This window comes from Limosilactobacillus panis DSM 6035, from assembly GCF_001435935.1.
Classification (GTDB): Bacteria; Bacillota; Bacilli; order Lactobacillales; family Lactobacillaceae; genus Limosilactobacillus; species Limosilactobacillus panis.
This window is the reverse complement of the sequence record NZ_AZGM01000080.1, coordinates 1-22,996: the sequence shown is the minus strand read 5'-3', so window position 1 is coordinate 22,996 and position 22,996 is coordinate 1. Positions and strand designations below refer to the sequence as shown.

24 protein-coding genes and 1 pseudogene are annotated in these 22,996 nt (G+C 46.9%); 10 read left to right on the top strand and 15 right to left on the bottom strand.

Annotation, left to right across the window (positions count from 1 at the left end; translation table 11 throughout):
* Positions 1 to 184 precede the first annotated feature (184 nt).
* From FD32_RS05810 to FD32_RS05800, 3 genes are read right to left on the bottom strand one after another with little or no spacing between them, the layout of a single operon-like run.
* Complete coding sequence (locus FD32_RS05810) at positions 185 to 1,378, bottom strand: nitrate/nitrite transporter (protein WP_047769882.1); 1,194 nt, start codon at positions 1,376 to 1,378, stop codon at positions 185 to 187.
* Positions 1,379 to 1,423: 45 nt separating this feature from the next.
* Positions 1,424 to 1,669, bottom strand: coding sequence for a MoaD/ThiS family protein (locus FD32_RS05805; protein WP_047769884.1), 246 nt, complete (start codon positions 1,667 to 1,669; stop codon positions 1,424 to 1,426).
* Positions 1,669 to 2,070, bottom strand: a complete 402-nt coding sequence (locus FD32_RS05800) for a molybdenum cofactor biosynthesis protein MoaE (RefSeq protein WP_047769886.1) — start codon at positions 2,068 to 2,070, stop codon at positions 1,669 to 1,671. The genes FD32_RS05805 and FD32_RS05800 overlap by 1 nt, the downstream gene beginning before the upstream one ends.
* A gap of 127 nt (positions 2,071 to 2,197) precedes the next feature.
* Here FD32_RS05800 and FD32_RS05795 point away from each other — a divergent pair, with 127 nt between their 5' ends.
* From FD32_RS05795 to FD32_RS05785, 3 genes are read left to right on the top strand one after another with little or no spacing between them, the layout of a single operon-like run.
* Positions 2,198 to 2,647 carry a flavodoxin domain-containing protein gene (locus FD32_RS05795; protein WP_047769888.1) on the top strand — a complete coding sequence of 150 codons (450 nt, stop codon included), beginning with the start codon at positions 2,198 to 2,200 and terminating at the stop codon, positions 2,645 to 2,647.
* Positions 2,640 to 3,638, top strand: coding sequence for a FecCD family ABC transporter permease (locus FD32_RS05790; RefSeq protein ID WP_047769890.1), 999 nt, complete (start codon positions 2,640 to 2,642; stop codon positions 3,636 to 3,638). Before FD32_RS05795 ends, FD32_RS05790 begins: the two co-directional genes overlap by 8 nt.
* Entirely contained in the window at positions 3,635 to 4,411 is a 777-nt protein-coding gene (locus FD32_RS05785; protein WP_047769892.1) for an ABC transporter ATP-binding protein, read from the top strand. Before FD32_RS05790 ends, FD32_RS05785 begins: the two co-directional genes overlap by 4 nt.
* Here the strand turns inward: FD32_RS05785 and FD32_RS05780 are convergent.
* A complete protein-coding gene (locus FD32_RS05780; RefSeq protein ID WP_420323859.1) occupies positions 4,408 to 5,400 on the bottom strand; it encodes an ABC transporter substrate-binding protein in 993 nt (330 codons plus the stop codon). The genes FD32_RS05785 and FD32_RS05780 overlap by 4 nt on opposite strands.
* A 165-nt stretch (positions 5,401 to 5,565) precedes the next feature.
* Here FD32_RS05780 and FD32_RS05775 point away from each other — a divergent pair, with 165 nt between their 5' ends.
* Together FD32_RS05775 and FD32_RS05770 are read left to right on the top strand one after the other, a co-directional pair.
* On the top strand, positions 5,566 to 6,531 hold the full coding sequence (locus FD32_RS05775; RefSeq protein ID WP_047769894.1) for a hypothetical protein: 966 nt from the start codon (positions 5,566 to 5,568) through the stop codon (positions 6,529 to 6,531).
* An 11-nt stretch (positions 6,532 to 6,542) separates the two neighbouring features.
* Complete coding sequence (locus FD32_RS05770; RefSeq protein WP_047769896.1) at positions 6,543 to 6,974, top strand: hypothetical protein; 432 nt, start codon at positions 6,543 to 6,545, stop codon at positions 6,972 to 6,974.
* 82 nt (positions 6,975 to 7,056) lie between these two features.
* Here FD32_RS05770 and FD32_RS05765 read toward each other — a convergent pair whose 3' ends face one another.
* From FD32_RS05765 to FD32_RS05755, 3 genes are read right to left on the bottom strand one after another with little or no spacing between them, the layout of a single operon-like run.
* The gene (locus FD32_RS05765) at positions 7,057 to 7,761 is read right to left on the bottom strand and encodes a type 1 glutamine amidotransferase (protein ID WP_047769898.1); all 705 of its coding nucleotides are present in this window, start codon (positions 7,759 to 7,761) and stop codon (positions 7,057 to 7,059) included.
* A complete protein-coding gene (locus tag FD32_RS05760) occupies positions 7,761 to 9,098 on the bottom strand; it encodes a Mur ligase family protein (RefSeq protein ID WP_047769900.1) in 1,338 nt (445 codons plus the stop codon). Before FD32_RS05760 ends, FD32_RS05765 begins: the two co-directional genes overlap by 1 nt.
* A gap of 47 nt (positions 9,099 to 9,145) precedes the next feature.
* The gene (locus tag FD32_RS05755; protein ID WP_047769902.1) at positions 9,146 to 10,921 is read right to left on the bottom strand and encodes a 1-deoxy-D-xylulose-5-phosphate synthase; all 1,776 of its coding nucleotides are present in this window, start codon (positions 10,919 to 10,921) and stop codon (positions 9,146 to 9,148) included.
* Between the two features lie 179 nt (positions 10,922 to 11,100).
* Between FD32_RS05755 and FD32_RS05750 the strand changes: the two genes are divergently transcribed.
* Positions 11,101 to 12,357 carry a DUF2075 domain-containing protein gene (locus FD32_RS05750; protein ID WP_047769923.1) on the top strand — a complete coding sequence of 419 codons (1,257 nt, stop codon included), beginning with the start codon at positions 11,101 to 11,103 and terminating at the stop codon, positions 12,355 to 12,357.
* Positions 12,354 to 13,043 (top strand): TVP38/TMEM64 family protein, encoded by a 690-nt coding sequence (locus FD32_RS05745; protein WP_047769904.1) that lies wholly within the window; start codon positions 12,354 to 12,356, stop codon positions 13,041 to 13,043. Before FD32_RS05750 ends, FD32_RS05745 begins: the two co-directional genes overlap by 4 nt.
* 47 nt (positions 13,044 to 13,090) lie before the next feature.
* On the opposite strand, the gene FD32_RS05740 is transcribed toward FD32_RS05745, so the two are convergent.
* The 7 genes from FD32_RS05740 to FD32_RS05715 form a co-directional block, all read right to left on the bottom strand.
* Positions 13,091 to 13,918: an exodeoxyribonuclease III gene (locus FD32_RS05740; RefSeq protein ID WP_047769905.1), complete on the bottom strand. Its 828-nt coding sequence runs from the start codon at positions 13,916 to 13,918 to the stop codon at positions 13,091 to 13,093.
* Positions 13,919 to 14,000: 82 nt separating this feature from the next.
* The gene (locus tag FD32_RS10450) at positions 14,001 to 14,315 is read right to left on the bottom strand and encodes a zinc-binding dehydrogenase (protein ID WP_338039948.1); all 315 of its coding nucleotides are present in this window, start codon (positions 14,313 to 14,315) and stop codon (positions 14,001 to 14,003) included.
* A 22-nt stretch (positions 14,316 to 14,337) separates the two neighbouring features.
* Positions 14,338 to 14,907 (bottom strand): alcohol dehydrogenase catalytic domain-containing protein, encoded by a 570-nt coding sequence (locus FD32_RS10445; RefSeq protein WP_337588858.1) that lies wholly within the window; start codon positions 14,905 to 14,907, stop codon positions 14,338 to 14,340.
* A 2-nt stretch (positions 14,908 to 14,909) separates the two neighbouring features.
* Complete coding sequence (locus FD32_RS05730) at positions 14,910 to 15,557, bottom strand: ABC transporter permease (RefSeq protein WP_047769907.1); 648 nt, start codon at positions 15,555 to 15,557, stop codon at positions 14,910 to 14,912.
* Positions 15,550 to 16,320 carry an ABC transporter ATP-binding protein gene (locus FD32_RS05725; RefSeq protein ID WP_056962135.1) on the bottom strand — a complete coding sequence of 257 codons (771 nt, stop codon included), beginning with the start codon at positions 16,318 to 16,320 and terminating at the stop codon, positions 15,550 to 15,552. The genes FD32_RS05730 and FD32_RS05725 overlap by 8 nt, the downstream gene beginning before the upstream one ends.
* Positions 16,313 to 16,945, bottom strand: coding sequence for an ABC transporter permease (locus FD32_RS05720; RefSeq protein ID WP_047769911.1), 633 nt, complete (start codon positions 16,943 to 16,945; stop codon positions 16,313 to 16,315). Before FD32_RS05720 ends, FD32_RS05725 begins: the two co-directional genes overlap by 8 nt.
* 11 nt (positions 16,946 to 16,956) lie before the next feature.
* Positions 16,957 to 17,850 carry a glycine betaine ABC transporter substrate-binding protein gene (locus tag FD32_RS05715; RefSeq protein ID WP_047769913.1) on the bottom strand — a complete coding sequence of 298 codons (894 nt, stop codon included), beginning with the start codon at positions 17,848 to 17,850 and terminating at the stop codon, positions 16,957 to 16,959.
* Positions 17,851 to 18,023: 173 nt separating this feature from the next.
* On the opposite strand from FD32_RS05715, the gene FD32_RS05710 reads away from it, so the two are divergent.
* From FD32_RS05710 to FD32_RS05700, 3 genes are all read left to right on the top strand, one after another.
* Entirely contained in the window at positions 18,024 to 18,479 is a 456-nt protein-coding gene (locus tag FD32_RS05710; RefSeq protein ID WP_047769915.1) for an Rrf2 family transcriptional regulator, read from the top strand.
* Positions 18,480 to 18,485: 6 nt separating this feature from the next.
* Positions 18,486 to 19,355, top strand: a complete 870-nt coding sequence (locus FD32_RS09835) for an NmrA family NAD(P)-binding protein (RefSeq protein WP_047769917.1) — start codon at positions 18,486 to 18,488, stop codon at positions 19,353 to 19,355.
* Positions 19,356 to 19,439: 84 nt separating this feature from the next.
* On the top strand, positions 19,440 to 21,950 hold the full coding sequence (locus FD32_RS05700; protein ID WP_235803776.1) for an ATP-binding cassette domain-containing protein: 2,511 nt from the start codon (positions 19,440 to 19,442) through the stop codon (positions 21,948 to 21,950).
* 421 nt (positions 21,951 to 22,371) lie between these two features.
* Here the strand turns inward: FD32_RS05700 and FD32_RS05695 are convergent.
* Positions 22,372 to 22,941: pseudogene (locus tag FD32_RS05695) on the bottom strand (KUP/HAK/KT family potassium transporter); the annotation flags it as partial.
* Positions 22,942 to 22,996: the final 55 nt, after the last annotated feature.

The following is a 22,996-nucleotide window of genomic DNA, read 5'->3' as shown; positions in this document are numbered from 1 at the left end:
CTAGACCAATTATAAGAATAGGCCATTAGTGTTGCACTTAACTTGACAATTGAGGATGTCTTTTCTTTTACTAATATTTTAAAGGAAAATGGAGTTAAATGAAATCCGAAGATTTCATCTAACTCCGTTAATTATTTGGGACTTATGTCACAGCCCCTTTCTTTTGTTATTTAATAGTTGTTTGTTATTTGACGATGTGAACATCACCGTGAATATAATGCTTCCACAGAGCAAACCAGCAAATTACTCCAGTCAATGCCAATAGTGTCAGGCCAAGTTCGTAACTACCAGTCCATTGGTAAATATAACCAATTACTAATGGTGGGAAGAAACCACCCAGGCCACCAACCGCACCGACAAATCCGGTAACGGCACCGGTATTACCCTTGGAAACATACGGAACCATCTTGAAGACAACCCCGTTACCAATACCAGCGGCTAAACCGACCAAAACAATTCCGGCAATAAACATTCCTTCATTGTGGAAACTAACCATAATCAGCAGGGTAAAGATAATAATGGCAACAAAGACCCACTGTAGAATGCCCATCGGTCGCTTCTTGTCAGCAATGTAACCACCGAGGGGCCGAACCAAGGTACATACGAAGGCGAACAGTGCTGAGTAAAGACCGGCAGTAACTGGGTTGTATTTAAACATTCCGGTCAAGAAGGTTGGCGTCAGGTTAGTAAATGACACAAACAAGCCGAAGGTTAGGAAGTAGAACAGTGAGAGATACCAGGTACCGCCATCCTTAGTTACGGAAAGGGCTCCGGAGATCGTTTTACTCTTGTCGACCGGCATTTCCTTGCAGAAAATTGCGAACAGTACGCCAATAATAATCGTCAGGATAATCAAGAAATAGTAAACCGCATCAAAGCCCGCCGCCTTGGAAATATAAGGCAGGGTCATAGCTGCAACCGCATTCCCCATGTTCCCCATGGAAACGATTCCCAGTGCTAAACCTTGTTGTTCTGCCGGAAACCAAACGGAGGCGTACGAAACACCAACGGCAAACGAAGTCCCAGACATACCGACCAGTAGGGCCGCAAACAGGAGCATCCCAAAGCTGTGAACGCGCGGAATCATAATTAAAGGAATTAAGATGAAGGCCATCAGAATTAGATAAACCTTCTTTCCCCCGTAACGGTCACTCAAAATTCCCACCGGAATCCGCATGATTGATCCCAGTAGTACCGGCGTAGCTAAAAGTAATGTCCGCTCCGAAACACTCAAGTTAAACATCTGGGCAACCTGTGAAGCTAACGGGGCAAAGTTCGACCACGACATAAAACAAACAATCATTGCTAAAGTAGATAGAATAAGTGCCGTGTACGCATTTGCCCGGTTGCCATGCGCAACATCTTTTACATTTGACATATCAAATTCTCCTCCAAAATTAATTGATCAAAATCAGAAAGGTAATTAGCCGCCACTGACGGGCGGAATGATTGCAATTTCATCAGTTGGGGTAATTTCCAGCTCATTTTCCGAAACAAATTCTTGGTTTACCGCTAGGCGCGAATTTTCTAAAACCGCCTTGATCGCAAGGCTTTGCTTCGCAACTGCAGAAAAAATCTTTTCAACCGTCACTGGGGAATCCAGCTCAACGGTCACAGTCGGGCCCAGCTGATCTTGCAAAAAGGCGAATAGTTTTATCGTTATTTGCATCAGTTCCCCCACCTCACTTTATCTGTGTCATACTCTTTCTTCCAAATTGGGACCTCATGCTTTAACGTATCAATCACCTGCTGGCACCATTTAAATGCTTCTGCACGGTGAACAGCCGCCACCCCCACAAAGACCGCAATATCAGTCAGGTTAAGGGTCCCGGTGCGGTGGGCAATTACCACTCGACCACCCTGGGCCTCAATTGGCGCAGCAATCTTTGCTAACTGGCGCTCAGCCATCGACTGATACGCAGAATACGTAATCTTTCTCGTTTCAATATCACCGGTCCATTGACGAACCGTCCCTACGAATATGTCAATTCCCCCGTAACGTGGGTCAACCAGCTTGCGGTATAAAGGGGCGATGTTAATCGGGTCATCACTAATCCTAATATAGTGCAAACGCAACCACCTACTTTCAATATACTATTATGACAAAGAAAATCACTGATTAGAATTAGTTATTTCCCTAATAATTGATCCGCTAAACGCCTGTTATACTAGTATTTAAAGGAGAAAATTAACGGATATGAAGATACTAATACTTTACTCAACCATTTATGGACATAACCTTGAAATGGGTAAATTTATTTACCAGCACTTATTTATACCGGTTGACACGGCGGGCATTGGGGAATTTGATTCCAAAAGACTAGCGGACTATGACCTGGTAATCATCTGTCCATGTACCTATAGTGAGGGTTACCTTCAACCAACGGACGAAGCTTTCCTTAACGGCCTCAAGAATCTTCAACTACCTGATTTAAAGTTCTTGATTGTCGGGGCCGGTGACCGTACTTTTGGCCCCAGTTGCTTTGCGTGCGCCGTGGACGTTTTTTCTTACCAGCTTAAACAGTGTGGTGCAAAACCGGTCCATAAGCCAATCAAGTACGACTTTGCAGAACTACTGAAAACTGAGAAAAACGTTGGCCGCCTCTTGGCAAGGCTGCAACCTGTAGGGAGTGCAAACATTGACTAAACAGCAGCATATAAGACTAACCTTCATCGGTGGAATTATTGTCATAGTTTTGCTGACTACCTGTGCACTCTTCTGCGGGCGAATTACGCTTTCACCTGATGAACTTTGGGACGCTCTTGTAAAGCCCGCCGCTAATCCAGCCATTAGCAGTGTTCTTTACACAATCCGCCTGCCACGAATAATTGGATCCCTACTAATTGGGGGTGGGTTAGCGGCCGCCGGATGTGCTTTTCAGAGCATTTTTTATAATCCCCTCGTTTCACCCGATATTCTGGGTGTTTCTTATGGGGCTGCTGTTGGAGCGGCGACGGCAATCCTGCTCGGTGGCGGAATCTGGCTTACCCAGTTACTAGCGTTTGCTGGCGGGTTAATTGCTGTTTCATTGACCCTATTGCTGGCGCGACTAATTAAGCAGCACGGTACCCTAATTTTAGTGTTAGCTGGAATTGTCGTCTCGGGATTCATGCAGGCCTTGATTGGCCTCCTCAAGTACATTGCTGATCCTGATTCCCAGCTCCAAAGTATTGTTTATTGGCAGTTGGGCAGCCTGGCTAAGGTCGATTTCACGAATATCTTAGCGGTCCTCCCGACACTAATAATTGGTGCCGGCCTTTTGTTTTTGTTACGGTGGCACCTGACAATTCTTTCCCTTGGTGAGACCATCGCCAGTACTCAAGGAATTAATATTCACCGTGAGCGTCTGCTATTAATTTCTGCGGGAACAATCCTAACTGCGGGGACCGTTTGCCTCAGTGGTAATATCGGCTGGGTTGGTTTGGTCATCCCCCATATGGCAAAGGCGTTGACGGGTGATGACAGCCGCTATGCCCTGCCCCTATCAGCGATTTTTGGCGCTTGTTTTCTACTACTCGTTGATACCTTGGCCCGCAGCTTATCGGCTGGTGAAATTCCCCTGAGCATCCTCACGGGCTTTATTGGGGCACCGCTGTTTGTCTATATTCTATTGAAGAACCGGGTGAAATTATTATGACATTACTGTCAGCCAACCACATTTCCTTTGCTTACCGCTCTCAGCATCCCGTATTTAAAAATATCAGTCTTAACATCAACCCGGGCGAAATTTTTACCATTCTTGGACCAAACGGGGTGGGAAAATCTACCCTTTTGAAGTGTTTGCTGGGATTAAACCGTCCCCAGGCAGGGAAAATCTTGATTAACAAAACGAGTATTGGGCAGTTGAGTCGTCGTCAGATTGCCCGCCAGGTCGCCTACGTCCCTCAGAACTATCAGATCAATACCAACTTGTCGGTGATGGATTACCTATTAACCGCCCGAGCCCCCTTTCTTAATATCCTACAGACCCCAGGTAGAAGCGACTTCCAGCTGATTATCACCCAGCTTCAGAAAGTCGGCCTAGGCTCACTTCAGGACAAGCCACTCTCCGCGCTCAGTGGGGGGCAGCAGCAGCTAGTAACAATTATTAAAGCCTTGGTTCAAGAGCCACAACTTTTAATCTTGGACGAGCCAATGGCTGCTTTAGACCTAAACCGGCAGAAAGAAGTCTTAACAATCCTTAAGTCCCTTGCAAGTAGCGGGATTGCAATCGTCTTAACGACCCACTTACCGGACCATGTTTTCCTCTTGAATAGTGCCGTGGGTCTATTTTACCCTAACGGCCGTTTAGAGGTAGGACCCCGTGACCGGTTAATGACCAAGGAAAAACTATCAACTGTTTACCAGACTTCATTAGACCTCGTTTATTTGCCGCACCTTAAACGGTACACCTGCCAGTTAGAAATCTAATTTGTCCCGTTTAAAATTTCTTTTGTCTGATGGTTGGAAAGCTGGTAGTGGTAATACTTCTGATAGAATTTTTGAGTTTGCTTTTCCATATTTACATTCTTCATTTGTTTGGGGTGCAAAAGCTTAGCTGCCCAGAGGACCTGAAGCGCTTCTTCGGCACTATAACGGTCCCACGGGAATGTCCCCTGGGGGTTGCCATAAACCCTATCCTTTTTAACCGCCGTTAGGTTTCTTAACTGGTGGTCTTTTTGAAGAGCTCGCCGTGCTTGAGTAGTAGAACAGCTCCCCACAATGATTACCCGGGGGTTAGCCTTTAGAAGTTCTTCGGCAGTAATGGTAATTTGGTTACCCCTCTTGTTAATGGCATTTTTACCACCAGCAGTTTTAATCCACTCATCCACAATGGTCTGACGACCGTCAACTTTTGTTAAGTCTTGGGCGTTTACAAAATGGACAACCGATGGGTGGTGCGCAACACCATTTAAGCGGTGTCGTACTAACGCAATATTACCATCCAGCTGACGGTTGTATTCTTTAGCAATCTGGGGTGCCGAGCCCCCCAGGACTGCGGCCGTCAACGTCACCGACTTTTTTAGCCCTGCAAAGTTCGAATACATTGCATTGACTACCGGTAACTTGGCTTGCCGGGCCGTTTTAACCTGTCCCGGGTCGACCGCAATCACCACGTCTGGCTTGGCTTTTATTAACTCCTCAACCTGCATCTGGTTGCCTGCAAACGGCGCTGTCACCCTTTTGATTCCGGGATCAACCGTCACAAACCAATGCTGCTTTTTGACGAGTGGTGTCGTTGCCACAATCTTTTTCTGCCCTCCCAATAAGAGGACCACCTGGTTATTCGCGTGCCAAAGGTCGGCTACCCGCCTAGTCTTGGCCGGAATTTGGACTCTCTTACCGCTCATGTCAGTAACGATTCGGTGACTATTGGCGCGAGCAGGAACAGCCGGGAATATTAAGCTAGTCAGAATCATAAACAGTACAATTGAAATTTCTCTTCTCATTTTTTCTGCGCCCTTCAAGATTGATTATCTCCCTAATTATAACTGATTTCCCAACATCGAATAAATCAGGATAATCGCCAATATTATTCTCTGCAGAAAGTGTCTATACTAGTAATATGATAGCGGAGGAAGATTATGAAACCACAACAGTATGACTTTAAGCAGGCTGCGTACCAACGTGCAGCCCATAATGACTTTCAAAACGTGTTCGACTTTCCAGATTTTATTGAGATGCGCCCCGTCATCAGGGCAGCCGTTCATGAAGTCGCTACGGCCGCTTTTGACCAGCCTGAACTACCGGTCAAGGTCGAGCGCCTCGCCCTTACCATCGAAGAGCAGCTGGAACGAGAGACCAGGAAGTACGAACGGCAGGGGGGTGTCTACTTTAACCAGCAATCTGAGTTGGCCAACCTAATGCGGCTCTACACCAGTATTCTTCAGGCTATTAGTAAGCGGCCAGTGATTGACCAAGAAATCGAGGACATCATCTATGCAGTTAATCAGACCCGCCTCAGCTTGGGCAAGCTTCCCAAGCTAGACGGGACGGGGAAGCTTTACTCGGCTGACCATGACCGTGAACTTACTTCCGGGACCTTCTATTACCTTGTTGCCCAGCACCTTGTCCGTCCTTATATGGTTGATCCCCAAGGAGAGCTAGTACCGAGTAACGTCAATCATGAAGGAAAAAAGTTGATGATTAAAATGACAACCTATGCTTTTCGTGATTGGGATGCCTACCTGACTCACCAATATGATGAGCAGCATAACATTAAGAATACCCGGGGGCTAACCAGAGAAGAGTATTATGACCGCTTAGAAGAATGTGAACTAAAGTACGCTGACCACGTCTACGCGGACGTCCTAGGTGACCTTTTCAAAGAAACCCAATCGCTTCTCGTTCCCACCTACCTTAGTCGGCTAGATATTATGTCCACCGACCTGACACCGGTTCTTAATAAAAAGCCCCTCTTGCGAATTAGGTTTGACCACCTGGTCGATAAGCATTTCTTAGTTGATGATCAGGGCTACGAACATGTTATGGATAAGCCTCTCAAGGATATCAAGCAGAAGTACCAGTTTTACCGCACCCATTTTGAATAGGGAGATTAATGATGCACCCACAAATACGACCAGAAATGAAACTCGGCATGCGTGAATTTGAAAACACCATGTTCATGCTCCGTGTCCAACCAACCACCCTCAATATTGATAAATTTGCCTTCCAAGGTGACATGTTCCCCCAGCCAATTGATGATGTTGCCTGGGGCTTGCCCGCCTATCTTTCTACTGACTTTAACATGTTTTTTGTCTTTGCACCGAATGTTGGTGGACGGTGGGCAATTTCTTGCTCCCAAGTAGAAATTAAGGATGGCAACCAGGTAACGGCGATGAGCGAGACCGTACCGACGGGAATGGGTCTCAACGCGGTCAACGAACTTAGTCCGAGCTCTGCAATTGAGTTGATTACCTACCTGAAGACCCTCGAGGTTAACAAACTTTGCTACTTCGATGAGCAGATTGCTAATCGTTTTTGGAAGAGGTGAAACCCTTTCCCAAAATACTGTATATAAAAAATCAGGCAATGGTGTAAATCCACTGCCTGATTTTTTAGTTTCGCTCCTAATTCTAATAAGGTGATTCAATCTTAACATTCTGCTGGACTGTTAAATCCGCGTCTGGGTACTTATTTGCTAGCGCTACTAATAACATCTTCTTCGCCAACTCACCATTACGGTCGAGGACGGTATGCATGTTGGTACAGAAGGTGTTTTTGTAGACCGCTCCTTCCGTATCGTCATCACGATTATTACCAACTCCCTCAATTACGGTCCCCAGAGCCTTTTCACCATTGCCCAGGAAGGTTACCAGATCGTGGTTTTCATGACCATGCATATTGGTCCCCAACAAAGATTTAATAACCAACTCACCCTGGACCGGTTCGCCATCGGTCGGTAATTCGCTACGGTGGGATAGCAGTTTATCTCCGGCAACTTTTTCGTTACGCTGGTTAATATATGATTGTCCCAACAGTTGGTAACCCTCACCGACCGCCAGCATGGGCTTGCCACCTTCAATGTAACGGTGGAGTTCGTCACGTTTACTATCAATGTCTTCTCGCGCGATCGACTGCTCAAACTTCTGACCGGCACCAAGGACGATTAAGTCGTAGTCGTCTGCCGAGAACTCATCTTCTACACTGACAACTCGACTTTGCACATCAGTGTCTAAGAGCTGGCCATAGTACTTTAATGCCATGATATTACCGAGGTCACCATAAGTATTCAGCAGGTTCCCATAAAGATGGGCTAATTGTAATTGATACTTTGCCATTATTCCATCCCCCCATCGATCAGCTTCTGTTCTGCCAGTGCTTTCCGGAGCTGCCGCATGGCGGTATAGCAGGTTACTACATACATGCGCTTTGTAGGAATCTCCTTGATCCGGTCAATCAATTTTGCCGGGTCTGGTTCAACATTCACACCCTTAAAGCCACCAAACTTAAAGCGGGTCGCGGCATCCTTATAGTTGGCCGCACCGACTAGGTAGTAAGGGATATTATGGCCCTTGAGGGTTTCAAAATTGCAGTCCCAAATCCAGGAAGTGTCTTCGCCGTCTGCTGGTAAGGCGGTAAGTAAGAAGGCAAAGGAAAACGGCTCTTTGTCGGTTTTAATCATATCTAGGACGGTGTCGACCCCGATTTGGTTTTTGACCATAATAATGACCATTTCCTTGTCACCAATTTGCACCTTTTCCTGGCGGCCGAAAATTTCGGGGCTTTCCACAAACGCGTTTTTAATACTGCTGCTGTTTACGCCCATAAAGCGAGCTAGTGAGTAGGCTGCCAGGGCATTATAAATATTGTAGGCCCCCCCAACGGGAATCTTAAATTCGTTCCCATCAAATTTAACTACCGAGTCCGCCGATGTCATTCGCTCAACGGTAGTTACCTCATAATCCAACTTCGGACGTTTGTGGCCACAATTAGGGCAGAAGTAAGCACCCAAGCCACCATAAGTAATGAATCCGTAGTGGATGATGTGGTGACACTTCGGACAAACCACCCCATCGGTGTTTGATGGGGCTTCTAAATCGCCCATCGGCTGGTCGTTAAAGCCATACCAGATACGGGGGTTTGGCAAGTCAACGGAATTAAAGATGGGGTCATCAGCGTTAGCAATAATGGTTGCTTTAGGCGCCATCCGTACACCCTCTAGCATCCGGTCCCAGGTTGCGTATAGTTCACTGTAACGGTCAAGTTGGTCCCGAAAGAGGTTGGTGAGGACGAAGGCCTTGGGTTTAAAGTACTTCACAATACGGACAATGTTGGCCTCATCGACCTCAAGTACCGCTAGTCCCTTTTTCTTAGGCTTAGGGGCGGTAACGAAGATAGTAGCAATTCCCCGTTTCATATTGGACCCGGTTGGGTTGTAGAGTACGTCCGGGTACTTTTGCTTGAGGGTCTGAACAGCCAATGCGGTCGCCGTAGTTTTCCCGTTGGTTCCCCCAACAATTACGAAATCATAGCGATCTTTGTAGTGGTAAAGGATGTCTGGATCGAGTTTAAGTGCAACGAGGCCAGGCAAAGAGCTCCCCCGGTTAAAGATTCCGTGTAAGACGGAGTAGGAAAGATGACCTACCCCGGCAGCAACTGAACTTCTGAGTGACATGATGTATTCCTTTTCGTCTTCATAGACAGGTGGGGCGCGCTTCTTCTTTATAAGGAGTGAACAACCTTTTCGATATCATCAACGATTTGCTTAGGTGTCAAGTGGTACCATTCGTACAGAACCTCTAACGGTACGTTATCGGCAAATTCACGTGGTGCACCAAAGTTAAGAACCTTCATCGGTGTTGGCCCATAGTAACGATCAATGGTCTCACCAAAACCGCCACTTAAGTTACCATCTTCCAAAGTAACGACAACATCGTGATTTTCTGATAGGTGATGAAGAACCTGTGGATCAATTCCGGTAAGTGACTTGGGATTGATCAATGTCGCGTCAATATTGATTTTCCTTTTGAGTTCTTCACAAACTTTCTTACCTAGCTCCCAGAAGTCACCAACCGCCATGATGGCAACCTCACTCCCGTGGTGGGCAATATTGTATTTGATGTTACTGTAATCCTCCTGGGTTGCTTCCCCGTGAATCAGTGGTTTCTCTGGTTCACGAATAACAACCGGTTGGTCAGTCTGTTTGATTGCCCATTTCAACATTGAAAGCAATTCTTCCACGTTTGTCGGTGCTAGGTATTCAATGTTCGGCAGGTCACTGATCATCGAAATATCAAACGATCCCTGGTGAGTTGCGGATTCGGTAGCGATTGTTCCCCCACGAACAATCATCACTACTGGCGCATCATTTAGTGCCATGTCGTGAACCAACTGGTCGTACGCCCGCTGCAGTAAGGTTGCATTTTGAAATACGACGGGACGCGCGCCGGCGACTGCCATCGCGACCGCAGAGCTAATGCAGTCCTGTTCGGCAATACCTACGTCATAGTAGCGATCTGAGTGCTTAGCCTGGAATCTTTTCAGGTTAAAGGCACCGGGAATGGCGGCGTTCATTGCCACGACCGGCTCACCGGCAGCAATTTGCCGGTCCAACTCAGCTAAAATAGCATCGCTGTACGACTCACCAGTGAAGGGGTGCTTATCTTTACCCGTCTTAAGGTCAAATGGCATCCGCCAGTGGTAAGTCATCTTCTCCTTGATTGCCGGTTCATAGCCCTTGCCCTTCAGTGTATTGACGTGGAGCACGATTGGGTGGTCAATATCCTTGATTTCCTTAAAGGCGTCAATCATGGCCCGTAAATCATTGCCATCCTTGACGTACCGGTAGTCGAGGCCCATGAACTTAAAGATATTATTTGGCGAGGCCCCGTCAGTTTCCCGAAGCTCCTTCAGTCCCTGGTATAGCCCCCCTTGGTTTTCATCAATCGACATCTGATTATCATTAACAACGATAATGAGGTTGGACTTAAGCTTGGCCGCGTTATTCAGTCCTTCAAAGGCCAGACCCCCGCTTAAGGAGCCATCACCAATAACAGCAACAACATTATCCTTGGAATCCGGGTTCAAGAGGTCCCGAGCTTGGGCCATCCCTACTGCTAACGAGATGGAAGTTGAGGTGTGACCAATTTCAAAGAAGTCGTGGTTACTCTCGGCCGGTGACGTAAATCCCGAAATATCCTTGTAGTGATCAGGATCCAAGAAGGCCAGCTTTCTTCCCGTCAGCATTTTGTGAGCATAGCATTGGTGGGAAACATCCCAGATGATTTTATCATGCGGAGAATTAAAAACATAGTGGTAAGCAAGTGTTAACTCCATTACCCCGAGGTTTGGACCAACGTGTCCGCCGATTGCGGCATCACGCTCCAGAACCAGTTGGCGCATTTCATTTGCCAACCGCTTCAGTTCATCAAGCGTCATCCCTTTGATATCTTCAGGTTCATCTACTTCATTCAGTAAATAGTCTGGATGCCGATTCATTTATCGCCACTCCCTTTATGATTTTCGGTATAAACGATACTTTATGCTTCCTGCATTTCCTATTATTTTATCACTTTTCACAAAGCAGCGAAAATACTGAATCCGTAAATTGACGAACAAGCCTGATTTAGATACCATAATTAGGTAAAGATTTTTTGAAAAAGGGACTTGGTTTGATTATGGGGGAAATTGAAAATGCTGCGGTTGAGAAAATCTCGCCGCTAAAAAAATTGACTAGGGAACAGGAGCAACTGGTAGAAGACATTTTAAACTTTACCAGTGATCATTTAAAAAAGAATTTCCCGGCCACATACACTGTTTACGGTGATGCGGGGACCGGGAAAAGTGTTGTTTTATCACAATTATTTGACCGCATCCAAACGGCTGCTCGACAGGATAAATCCTCCCTTTTCTATCAGGCAAGCAACTACTTCTTGGTCAATCACCCGGAGATCTTGAAGGTTTACCGGGAAATTGCTGGCCGCCGTCCGGAGCTCTACAAGAAGGACTTTGCCCGGCCCACCTCATTGATTAACCAATTAGATAAGCACGGGAGGACGATTGACGTTGCGGTAGTTGACGAGGCCCACCTCCTATTGTCAAAGGCCGACCACTACAATAACTTTTATTATGACAATCAGTTGGTTGAACTCATCAAGCGGGCAAAAGTGGTGATCATCGTCTTTGACCAGTACCAGGTTCTACGGATGAAAAGTCTGTGGACACCAGAAAGGTTGCAAAAAATTACCCACCAGTATCCCTTTAAGGAGTACCACCTTCACCATATGTTCCGGATGACCGCTAGCGACGACCTCGTTGCCTGGTTTAACCATCTTACCGGTAAAGGCGAGTTAACACCCATTCCACGCGACGCCCGTGACCACTATGATTTCCGGGTATATGATGATGCGGAGAAAATGCGCCAGGCAATTGTCCACCGCAACAGTGAAGTCGGTCTCTCCCGAATTCTCTCCACGTCCGGGTACCCATCAACCCTCGATGGTGGAAAGCACTATATCTGTGAAGGACGGTTCAAGATGCCATGGGACCAGTATAATTATACCGTTACGCCCTGGGCGGAGATCCCCCAGACGATTGACGAGGTTGGCTCCATCTACACCTGCCAGGGCTTTGACCTTAACTATACGGGAATCATCATTGGGCCACCAATCAGTCAGGTTCCTGCCAGCAAGCGGCTCCAGGTCAACCTTGACAAGTACACGGACAGCGAAGCGTTCAAGAAACGAGCTGATTTAACCGATCCCCAGGAAATCACGAGCTTGGAGAAACGGATGATTATGAATTCACTGAATGTTCTATTTAAGCGCGGTGTCTACGGAACATATATTTATGCCCACGACCCCTTGCTCCGCCATACCCTCACTGACCTGTTCAAAGAAGCGGGCCTGACCATTCCTCGGGAGGAAAACAAATGAAAAAGATAAATAAACCCCTATTAATTACCGGTGGGATTATCATTTCACTAATTCTGCTCTACTTTATTTACCGTGATTACCGGCCCGAGTTAACTCTGCTTCTCCACATGAGCCACCACAACAAACTAATTTTACTTCACATGATTCGGAGCCACGGAATTAAGGACATGCTTTTACTCCTGGCGTTGATTGCCACTTTTAACGCAATTCCCGGGATGTCAAATTCCTTTGTCTGCATTTTCGTTGGCCTTTGCTATGGGCCAGCCATTGGTTTTATCATTAACTGGCTGGGGAACATCATTGGTAACTGCGGTGTCATGGCGGTCATTCGGAAGATTGACCTCTCCAGGCGTACCAAGAAGTCCAAGCTGCTGAATTCGCTGATGAACCAGCGTCACCCCCTCATTGGGCTTACGATTGGCTTCATGGTCCCCGTCATTCCGAGTGTCCTGGTCAACTACGCGGGGGCCCGTCTCAATATCAACCGCTGGCATTACCTGGCAATGGTAGCCGTGGGAATGGCGCCGACTTCTTTCATTTACGCCTTTGGTGGGGATGCCCTCTTTAAGGGTGATAACAAACGTTTGATTGGTGCCGTGGTTGCGATTGTAATCGTGATTGCCCTCTACGTCCTTGTTAAAAAGATGATTAAACGCACGCGTTCCAATAAAGAAATACCAGCATAATAATAAAATCCCATTATTCAGCATCGACGCTGAATAATGGGATTCTTTTATAAATCAATATCAAGCATAATTGGGGTGTGGTCCCGACGCTTGCCACTATCAACCATCGTGGAAGATTGTAGCTTATCAGTAAGGCGATTACTAACTAACCAGTAGTCAATTCTCCAACCGGAGTTGTTTTGCTTGCTGGTGATTACTCGTTGGGCCCACCATGAGTAAGCTCCCTTCTCGTCCGGATGAAGGTAGCGGAAACTATCCGTAAAGCCGGCATCCAGTAGTTTCGTGAAATGTTCCCGTTCTTCATCGGTGAAGCCGGCAGAATGGTGGTTATTAGCGGGATGGGCCAGGTCAATTTCTTCGTGGGCCACGTTGAAGTCGCCACTAGCAATTACTGGCTTTTGCTTATCAAGCTTTTCAAGATATTCCCGGTAGTGGTCATCCCAGACTTGGCGTTCTGCTAGTCGTTTCAGACCATTACCAGAATTTGGCGTGTAGACTTCGGTAACGAAAAAGTTCGAAAACTCCAGCGTAATGATCCGGCCCTCATCATCCATTGGTTCCGGTGCACCGATCTGTGGGTAGGTAACCTGCGGACTGTACTTATCCAGGTAAAGGTACATTGTTCCCGCATAGCCCTTCCGTGCTGGCTCAACGGAACTTCGCCAGGATACCTGATAACCTGGAAACATCTTATTCAGCGCCTGGTAGTGCTTCTTGGTGGGGCCGTCTTTGGAGAGCTTGGTCTCTTGGATGGCGAGTACGTCTGGCTTAAGCTCATAAATTTTTTGCAGCACCTCCCGGGTTTCACCGGCCCGGGTCGAGGTGCCGGTCAGCGCCGCGTTGATTGAATCAATGTTCCATGAAATAAATTTCATCGTTAATTCTCCTTTGCAACATTCTCTGCCTGCATTATACCGTTTTTTACCCAAATAAAAAAAGCAAATTCCGCCGCTAAACCTATATTCTTACAACAACCTTGCCGAAACTATGGTGCCCTTCTAAGTAGCGGTGGGCATCCTCAACTTGGTCAAGTCTGAACACCCGATTCGGCTTTACTGGGACATGGTATTTTTCAATCGCTCTTAGTAGGTCATTTAGTTTCGCTTCGTCAACGTTTCCCGAGTAAAAACTCGTCAGGTAGCTATTCGGTGCAATGTCCATGATGGGGTCAAATTGTGGTAGGTACCACTTGTTGCCGAGCTCGCCAGTGCTACAAACGATTCCGCCCGCATTGAGGTGGGTAAAGCTATCCTTAACCGTCGCCGGACCGATTAGTTCCAGAACCTTATCAAACTTATCCTTCCTGCCAGGTGACCCTGCTGGTCTTCAATGACCTGGTCGTGCCCGTTAAGTGAACGCCTGGGACTAAAGTTTTGACGAGGTTCACAAAAGCAACACCAAAGCCACTTGAACCACCCCGGACCAGCACGTGTTCGCCGGACTTTATTTGCAGATTCAAAAGTGACCCAAAGGCGGTGTAATAGCTTTCGGGAATTGTTGCCAAAGTCGTCCAGTCAAGGCTGGTTTCAACCGGGTAAACTTGGTCATTGGGTAACAACGTGTATTCGGCATATGAGCCGTCAAACGCCCGTCCCATTTTCCCCATGATGGAAACGACCTTTTGCCCAATTGGCAGCCGGTCCGGTGTACTTGTCTTAGCAACCACCCCCACACATTCGATCCCTAAGATCCGGGGGAACTTGACTGTTAGCGACAGGCCCTTTCGTGTAAAGATTTCTGAATGGTTAACACCAAAACCCTTAACCTTTATCAGGGTCCACCCTGGCTTAACTTTTGGCATGGGAACATCTTGGTAAATTAGTTTTTCAGGCCCACCAGCTTCTTTAATTACTACAGCTTTCATAATTACGCCTTCTTGGCAGTGAGCACACGGCGCCAGCGGTGGTCAAAAGCCCATTCAACAAGCCTTAAGATTCCGGCACTGGTCAGCGTTAAGACGATTGTTAATACTGTTCCCCAGAGGATTGGGGTAACTTTTTGGGTCTGCAAGCCTTCAAAAAGAAGTTCGCCGAGGCCGCCCGCATTAATGGTAGTCGCAATCGTAGCAATTCCCATTGCGGAAGCAAGCGCCACTTGGATGCCGGAGAAAATTGCAGGTACTGCCAACGGTAACTGAACCTTCATAAAGACTTGGCGGTTAGTCATCCCCATTCCCCGGGCAACTTCAACCATCGCGGGGGTTACTTCCTGGATTCCAGTAATGAAGCTCCGCAGTAAGACATACTCACAATACACAGCTAAAACAACGATTGCAGTCCGCATTCCCAAGCCGGTGACCGGAAGAAGAAGAGCAAATAACGCAAAACTCGGCACCGAATATAGCAAAGAAAAGAAGTAGACGAGCCCGTTTAGCCAGTTCCGCCGGTGAAGGAAGACGAGTACTAAGATAATCGTAACCGTAATGGCGATTGCAAGGGCTGCAAAGACCATCTCGGCATGCTGCCCCATTTCAATCAGCATAATTGGGTAGTTTTCCCGCCAATATTCAATCATGATAACCACCCCACAATTTCTTGTTTTGTTGAACTGTCCCTAGCAGGTCGCGAACGAAAGCAGTGGCTGGATGATTAACTACCTCCGATGGTGTGGCAAACTGTTCAACTTGCCCTTCATGCATAACCATTACCCGTTGGCCCAAGAAGAGCGCCTCGTTAATGTCGTGGGTGACGAACAGAAAAGTCTTATCACCGAGTTGCTGGTGAATCTGCTTGATTTCCTTCTGGAGTTCCATCCGGGTCAAGGCATCGAGGGCCCCGAATGGTTCATCAAACAGGACGTACGGAGGATTGACAGCTAGTGCTCGAGCAACCCCGACCCGCTGCTGCTGTCCGCCGGAGAGCTGACACGGGTAGCGACCCGCGTAATCGGCGGGGTTCAGCTGGACCAGCTGAAGCAATTCATTGACACGTTCCTTGATCTGCTTGCCGTTCCAGTGGAGCATCTTTGGTACCACTGCGATGTTTTCCGCAACCGTCATGTGGGGAAAGAGGCCCACCTGTTGCACAACGTAGCCAATATGACGACGAAGACGGACAATATCCTGGTCAGCCAACCGTTTACCATCGACCAGAATCTGGCCTTCATCCGCCTTCAGCAGACCATTAACCATCTTCAGCGTGGTCGTTTTCCCCGAGCCGGACGAACCCAGGATGGTAACCAATTCCCCCGCGTTGATCGTAAAGCTAAGGCCAGAAATGACTGTTCGGCTTCCAAATTTCTTTTGCACGTTTTTAAATTGAATTGCTGCCTTAGGCATTCTTCTTCATCCTCCTAATCACCAGGTCAAAACTCACCATCGAAAGCAGGGACAAGAGAGCAACACTGACTCCACCAATCACCACATACGTCATATTGTAGAGACCCAATCCGGTAAAGATTAGCGTACCAAGGCCACCGGCCCCGATGTAAGTAGCCAGGGTCGCACTGGCGATGATTTCAACAAGGGCCAGCTTAACTCCGTTTAGGATATAAGGAAGTGCCAGGGGGATCTCAACCTGCCGGCGTAATTGGCGCTGATCCATCCCCAGTGCGGTACCAACTTCCTTATACAGGGGGCTAACTTCATTGAATCCCAGAATTGTGTTAATAAGTAACGGTGGCAGGGCTAGGGCAACCAAGGCAATGGTTGCCGGCAGCATCCCCGTCCCAATAAAGGGAATCAGGAGAAATAGTAAGGCCAAGCTCGGAATGATGCGCAGTGCCTGGGTAAAGGCTGTACAAACAGCGGCAAGCGACCGAATTCGTGAACCAAGGTAGCCAAGAGGAAGTGCAATCGCCATTGAGATCGCTAACGAGATGAAACTCAAATAAAGGTGCTCCCAGACATATTGTAGGTACTGGCCACCATCATTTTGAAAATAATGCATAATTGGCGTCATCATCTTTCTCTCCTCTACCGCATATTCTGCTTGTACCAGTTCAAGGCGACCATCCGGTAGTTCTTTCCCTGAACCATTACCTGCTTGTTTAGGTTAATCAGCTGCTTGGTGGTCAACTTAGCGTCAACCCGGTCAAGGGCCGCCGCCATCTTGGGGTGTTCTTTTGCAGACTTTTTGTTTGCCAGCGGAACAAGGTTATAAGATGGCCACAAACTCTTATCGTCCTTTAACAGTACATATTTACTAGTAGCGAGCTGACCCTCAGTGGTCGAGACCGGAGCCGCATCACCCTTTCCTTCCGCCATGATGGTGTACTTGAGGCTGTCATCGTAGTCCCGCAGTGATTTGAAGTTAAACTTACCGTATTTCTTATTCATTCCTGGAAGTGCGTCGGCCCGCTTATCAAACTCTCCCTGCGAAACAAAACGAATCTTCGCCGCGTTTTTTTGCAGATCACTAATTGTTTTAATGTGGTACTTTTTGGCCACACTACTCCGCATTCCGATTCCTTGTCGGTCGTCTCCCGGGGCATATTTAAAGGTTACGAGGCCATCTTTTTGTACTCCTTTGCGGGCAATACGCGCCATCTGCTGGGCCGTTAAACCGGAGCCATTCTTTTTCAGGTAAGTCTCAACAATCGTCCCAGTATATTCGGGATAGACGTCTACCTGTCCGGTCTTAACCACCCTGTAGACCACGGAATTAGCGATATTAGGTTTACGAATCACCTTGTATCCCACCTGTTCGAGGGCCAGCGCGTATATTTCACTGACGGTCTTACTCTCGGCAAAACTTTTCGAACCCACAACAATTGGTGTCCGGCTGTTCGCCCTAACGGTTAATGGTACAAAATTTGTAACCACTATGATTGCAAGAATAATCACTAACCATTTTGCTTTCTTCAACATTGGTATTCAGCCTCCTATAGTAACTATAAAAGCTCCGGCAATTTAAGCTGCTGGAAATAATATAGTACGGGTGGATATGTAAAGTCAATTGATACGTGTACGAAATTGGCGGTGTTGCCCCTGGACATATGTAACTAATATAGTTACAATAATAAGCGAAAGGATGGATAGACATGCGAATCTCAACGCGTTTTAGCGACAGCATTCATATCTTAGCCTTCATTTCGATATACAAGGGTAAGTTACCGCTAACTAGTGAAAATATTGCGGGAAGTGTCAAAACATCACCGGTCGTTGTCCGCCGCTTGATGAGTGCCCTCAGGAAGGCGGGATTACTTAAAACCGTCCATGGTTCTGCCGACCCTCAGATTGCCCGCCCACTTGATCAAATATCCTTATACGATATTTTTCTGGCGGTCGAGGGCCCCAAGCGCCACCTCTTCACAATTGACGAAAAAACGGCGCCAGAGTGCATTGTTGGTGGCAACATTCAAGCCACCCTGGCTGATTATTACCACCAGGCAGAAGTTGCGGCGGAAGCTAAGCTCGTTCAATTCAAGCTTGCAGACGTTATCGATTCGATCCTCGTAAAACAGGCCCAAAAAGAGGCTACCAAAGAAAGAAAGTAAATAATGATGCAATACTTTATTACTGGTGCAACCGGTCACCTCGGCAGTAAGGTCGTAGCGGAACTAAGAAAGTTAGTGCCCAAGGATCCCAAGGATGCGATTCGCCTAGGTGTCCATACCCCGGCTAAGGCAGCTGTCCTGAAGAATGCTGGCTACCAGCTAGCGGCGATTAATTATACGGACACTTCTACTATGGTCTGTGCTTTTCAGGGAGTTGATGTCCTCATCTATATTCCAAGTCTGACTTACGATGTCCAGGACCGAATCAATGAATTTGAGAACACCCTGACAGCGATGAAGACCGCCGGAGTCAAGAATATTGTTGATGTTAGTTTCATCGCTGATCAGTTTAATAATCCCTTCCAGATGGCGGGTTACTATGCCTACCTGCCAGCCCGCCTGGCCAGCTCACCTTTTGGCTATGCAGTCATCAAAAACGCTTTGTATGCCGACCCACTGGTTCCCTACTTACCAGAACTCATTCAACGGCAAAATGTCATCTACCCGGTCGGTGACCAGGCAATGTCCTTCATTTCTCGTCAGAACAGCGCCACGGCAATTGCCCATGTGGCCGTCAAAAACTACCTCCGCGATCACGGACAAAACTACTTACTGACGATGAAGCAGAACTATAACATGGTCGAACTAAGTACGATTATGACTAAGGTTACTGGCCAGCCAATCGGTTACTCACCAGTTTCTATTAGGGAATTTGCTGATATCTACCGATTCGAAGGGGACGGGGATGAATTGGCTTCGATGTACGCGGCAGCAGCAAGGGGGTTGATGGATAAAACCACGGATGACTTTCAACGGATTACTGGTCACTTACCCCAGGATATGTTTTCCTTTCTTAGCCAAAAATACCATAAATAAAAATAACGGGAACGGATTATTTGCCGCTCCCGTTTATTGTTTGGTAACCTAGAAATAGTAATTATTAATGAAGGAGTCTTAAGTGTGAATGACTTACCAACCAAAATCGAAGTTCGTGGTGCCAAGGTCCATAACTTAAAAAACATCGACGTTGACATCCCCTTACACAAGTTCGTTGCTATCTCGGGTTTATCCGGCTCAGGCAAGAGTTCACTGGCAATGGGAATTTTATATGAAGAAGGATCCCGCCGCTACCTGGAGGCCCTCTCAACTTACACCCGGCGGCGAATCAAGTTAGGAGCCCAGGCGGAGGTTACCAGTGTCAAACACATTCCTTCTGCCCTGGCCCTTAGGCAGCGCCCAAGCATCCCATCTGAACGAGCAACGGTTGGGACGATGAGTGAGATTTTTAACGTTATTCGTCTGATTTTTTCCCGCCTCGGTTCACCCGTCTGTCCTAATGGTCACCGCCTTAAGCCGAGTCTGAAGATTGCCGAAGCGATGAGTCGTTCCGACAATAGTATGGGTCAGCTAACCTGTCCAAAGTGTGGCGCCAAGTTCCAGGCCTTTAGTGCTGAAGACTTCGCCTTTAATTCGGATGGGGCTTGTACTCGTTGCCAGGGAACCGGTCAGGTGCGAGAAATTGACGATAATAAATTAATTGGTGACGAAAACCTTAGTCTGGCTGATGGTGCCGTTGCTTCCTGGCACCTGCCTGGCCGAAACTTCATGCCGAGTGTTGCTGAACAGGCGGGTGTCCGGATTCACGTTCCTTACAAGTACCTGACTGCTAAGGAGAAGGACTTTGTCTTAAACGGTCCCCAACAAAAGTTTAAAATGGACTTTCGGTCCGGAACCGGGCGCGTTTTCCATGACTTTAACGCTCTCTATGAAAATGCTCACGCTGCCGTTTTATCCTCTGCCAAGTCCAGCAAGAGTGAGCGGGCCCAGAAAAGGATTAGCGAGTTTTTCCACTACTCAACCTGCCCTGTCTGTCATGGAACAAGACTACGACCCGAACTTCTCAAACAACTGGCTGGCAACCTAAATATTGCAGAAGTCACCAACCTCACCCTTGGTGATTTAAAGGCCTGGAAGAAAAAGGTCTTAGATGAACTGCCAAGCGCCATGAACAAAATGGCCTGCAGTCTGTTTAAGGAATTTGACGATAACCTCCGCCCCCTGCTTGAGTTGGGACTTGATTACTTAACTCTCTCACGAAATGGCAATACTCTGTCGACTGGTGAACTGCAGCGGATTCAGTTAGCCCGGACACTGCGCACCCAAACAACAGGGGTCCTTTACATCCTTGATGAGCCCTCAATTGGGCTCCACCCAGATAACATCAGTGGGCTCTTAAATGTTTTCAAAGAATTAGTCAATCAGGGAAATTCACTTGTCGTCGTTGACCACAATGTTGACATCATCAAGAATGCCGACTGGATTATTGAAATTGGCCCAGGTTCTGGTGATGAGGGTGGCCAAGTGATTGCCCAAGGGACACCAAAAGAAGTCACCGCAAACCCACATTCAAAGATTGGACCTTACCTAAACGGAACAGCTAAGCTAATGGCTCGGAGACCCGATGACCAACCAGCACAAAAGCAAATTGATTTTGAAGTTGCCAACTATTACAACCTAAAAGATGTTCACGTCGTCCTGCCAATCAACCGCTTAAGTGCGATTACTGGTTTCTCCGGGGCGGGAAAGACAAGTCTGATTCTGGATAGCCTGGTTCCTGCAATCAAAGCTCAAGCTACTGGGGGTAAGCTTCCCCAGCAGGTCCGCAAACTGAAATCACCACTAAAAGAGGTCGTCAGTGTTGACGCCGCTCCAATTGGTAAGACACAACGGTCAACCGTTGCCACCTACACCAGTATTATGGACAACTTACGAAAGCTTTTTGCCGCCCAGCCACTGGCAAAGGAAAAGCACTTTACCCCCAGTTACTTTTCATATAACAATAAGCAGGGGGCTTGCCCCAATTGTGGTGGTGCGGGGATTGTTACCCTTGACATTCAATTTCTCCCCGATATGCAACAAGTCTGCCCTGTCTGCAACGGTGATCGCTATAATAAAGCGGTTCAAGCAGTTAAATGGCACAATTATTCTATCGTGGACCTTCTAAAGTTAGATGTCCGTCAAGCCCTACCTGTTTTCAAGGACGTTCCAAAGATTGAGCGGGAGTTAAAGTTGCTCCAAGAGGTTGGCTTAGACTACCTCCACCTGGGTGAAAGTACTCCCAGTTTGTCTGGTGGTGAAGCCCAGCGATTAAAACTGGTTAAACATCTAAATCACAACCAGGCAACGACCCTTTTCGTCTTTGATGAACCCACCATTGGGCTCCATCCCCTCGATGTTAAGACGCTGGTGGGCGTTATCCAACAGCTGATTGATCGCGGAGCAACCGTCGTGGCAATCACTCACGACCTTAACCTGGTCGTCAATGCTGATTATGTTCTTGACCTCGGCCCTCGTGGTGGTAAGAACGGTGGAAAAATCGTCGCTGCTGAAGCACCGGAGAAGTTAATTGCTAATCCGCAAAGCCTAACCAGTAAATATCTGGCTGACTACTGGAATCGTTATCAAAACTAGCTTTATGAATATGACTGAGAAAATAAATTTCTCGGCGCCCGTTACCAGTAGCATAGGCAAATCGTTGACATGGTACAGGCCGGCGATTGACCGTAATCAATGGTCTTGCTTCATGTCACTATTTCCCCTAGCTTCCATTTTGAAAATAGATTAGCTACTAACAAAGCGTGTTAATCACCATTATTTAACCTGCCCGTGACTAACGAAAAGGGGCTGTGACATAAGTACTTTTACCAAGTTCAAATACGAACAGCGCGGTACGCAAATGGGCTCCAGTGTCCGGTATAACCGAACTCTGGAGCCCTATTTGCGCTCGCGGGGGCGTGAAAACGAAGTCATAAATGACTTCTGTCACGCTCCCATTAATTAAAACTAAATATAATTTTTCTAACTTAGTTGTTGCACTTAAACTACTGCATACTCATTTTTCAGTCTTACTTAATCTGCCTCGATGATAAATTTTCTTTTGGATTAAGTATTGATCCTGATCTTGAGTAATAAATAACGGGGAACTTTCTTCTATGACATTGCTAAACTCCAAACCATACCATGAAACAGGTGAGGCCGTAATGTTCTGCAAATAGATGCGTCCCCCAATCAATCTTCTATCTAACCAGCTTAACTGATCATTGACAATTAAATCTGCTGGTTGTTCCTTTATAATGACAAACTTAAAGTCGCCGACTTTCCGATGTCGATCTGTTGAATATTTGGGTATTTGTGGCTCTAAAATACCTTGTTCCACTAGATTATTTACAATTTGATGTAAATAGATACTAACGGATTGAGATTTCCTAAACCCTAAGTACAATTGAACGTTAACAACATTATGCGTCTCAAGTAAATCAACTGTATAATTACTTTCATAAGGTGCATTGGTTTCATTGACTGTAACAAACCAATAAACTTTAGCTCTTTTAGGTTGTTTGTCGAGAATAGAATACATGGTACTACGCTTAATTTGGTAATCACCCTTAATTTTAGTCATATACCTGAAACTTGAAAGCCCTGAATTGCAATGAAATCATTGTGGTTCAGGGCTTTTG